This is a genomic window from Streptococcus infantis (assembly GCF_047463615.1).
In the GTDB taxonomy this organism is placed as follows: Bacteria; Bacillota; Bacilli; order Lactobacillales; family Streptococcaceae; genus Streptococcus; species Streptococcus infantis_X.
The window spans coordinates 1-1,423 of the sequence record NZ_JASHDO010000024.1 but is presented as its reverse complement, the minus strand read 5'-3'; the positions used below and the strand labels follow the sequence as shown (position 1 = coordinate 1,423).

The following is a 1,423-nucleotide window of genomic DNA, read 5'->3' as shown; positions in this document are numbered from 1 at the left end:
CCATCTGGGTATGTTACAACTACGATAGCGTCTTTGTCGCCTTCTGTTGTAGTGTCTACTGGTGTCTTGTACTCGAATTTAGTTCCTGATGGAAGATCACCTACGTTGCCAATTGAATCTTTAGCGTTTGGTTTATCACCTGGTTTAACTGTTTGACCCTTCGCTACTGGTGTGTTCTTGTCCGCATCTGTGCTTGGATCTTTAACAGTTACCTTAACTGGAACTTCATCTTTAGAACCATCTGGGTAAGTTACTACAACTGTTGCGTCTTTGTCGCCTGGAGTTGTAGTGTCTACTGGAGTCTTGTACTCGAATTTAGTTCCTTCTGGAAGATCGCCTACGTTGTCAATTGAGCCTTTAGCGTCTGGTGTTTCACCCTTGTTAACGTCTTGAGCTTTAGCTTTTGGTGTGTACTTATCCGCATCTGTAGCTGATTCACTTGGTTCCTTAACAGTTACTTTAACTGGAACTTCATCCTTAGAGCCATCTGGGTATGTTACAACTACGATAGCGTCTTTTTCGCCTTCTGTTGTTGTATCTACTGGTGTCTTGTACTCGAATTTAGTTCCTGATGGAAGATCACCTACGTTGCCGATTGAATCTTTAGCGTTTGGTTTATCACCTGGTTTAACACTTTGATCTTTCGCAACCGGAGTATTCTTATCTGCATCTGTACGTGGTTCTTTCACAGTCACCTTAACTGGAACTTCATCTTTAGAACCATCTGGGTATGTTACAACTACGATAGCGTCTTTGTCGCCTTCTGTTGTTGTATCTACTGGTGTCTTGTACTCGAATTTAGTTCCTGATGGAAGATCACCTACGTTGCCAATTGAATCTTTAGCGTTTGGTTTATCACCTGGTTTAACACTTTGATCTTTCGCTACTGGTGTGTTCTTGTCTGCATCTGTACGTGGATCTTTAACAGTTACTTTAACTGGAACTTCATCCTTAGAGCCATCTGGGTATGTTACAACTACGATAGCGTCTTTGTCGCCTTCTGTTGTAGTGTCTACTGGTGTCTTGTACTCGAATTTAGTTCCTGATGGAAGATCACCTACGTTGCCAATTGAATCTTTAGCGTTTGGTTTATCACCTGGTTTAACACTTTGATCCTTCGCTACTGGGGTGTTCTTATCTGCATCTGTACGTGGTTCTTTCACAGTCACCTTAACTGGAACTTCATCCTTAGAGCCATCTGGGTATGTTACAACTACGATAGCGTCTTTGTCGCCTTCTGTTGTTGTATCTACTGGTGTCTTGTACTCGAATTTAGTCCCTGATGGAAGATCACCTACGTTGCCGATTGAATCTTTAGCGTTTGGTTTATCACCTGGTTTAACACTTTGATCTTTCGCTACTGGGGTGTTCTTATCTGCATCTGTACGTGGATCTTTTACAGTAACCTTAACTGGAACTTCAT

1 protein-coding gene is annotated in these 1,423 nt (G+C 42.1%); it reads right to left on the bottom strand.

Features of this window, described 5'->3' with window-relative positions:
• Window positions 1–1,423 (bottom strand): Rib/alpha-like domain-containing protein (locus QM874_RS09800; RefSeq protein WP_414317124.1); only part of this gene is annotated, 1,423 nt, incomplete at both ends.